The sequence below is a fragment of the Marinifilum caeruleilacunae genome (assembly GCF_013141825.1).
In the GTDB taxonomy this organism is placed as follows: Bacteria; Bacteroidota; Bacteroidia; order Bacteroidales; family Marinifilaceae; genus Marinifilum; species Marinifilum caeruleilacunae.
In genome coordinates this window covers 1-359 of sequence record NZ_RZNH01000202.1, presented here as the reverse complement: position 1 = coordinate 359, position 359 = coordinate 1, and the positions used below count along the sequence as shown (strand labels likewise).

At 42.1% G+C, this 359-nt stretch carries 1 protein-coding gene; it reads left to right on the top strand.

From position 1 onward, the window contains the following. The coding region (locus ELS83_RS22015; RefSeq protein WP_171597665.1) for a cytochrome b N-terminal domain-containing protein at nt 1-359 on the top strand (359 nt) is incomplete at both ends.

Here is a 359-nt window from a genome sequence, read left to right as displayed (position 1 = left end):
GACCAGTTAGCCTATTGGGCCGTAACTGTTATTACGCAGATTGTTGAATACATTCCCTTAATTGGAAAACACCTGGCCTACTTGCTTCGTGGCAGCGATACCGTAGATGGAAATACATTGATCAACTTTTACACCCTGCATACCGGAATTATTCCATTGCTATTTGTTGTGTTGATGAGTGTGCATTTCTGGTTGGTTCGAAAAGCTGGTGGAGTTGCTTTGCCTAAAGCAGATGATAAACAAAAGGTAGATGTGATTCCAAACCTGCTGTGGAAAGAGATTATGGTAGCCAGTATTTTAATTGGCGGACTTTTCCTGGTATCCGTATTCTACGAAGCTCCACTTTTGGATCAGGCAAA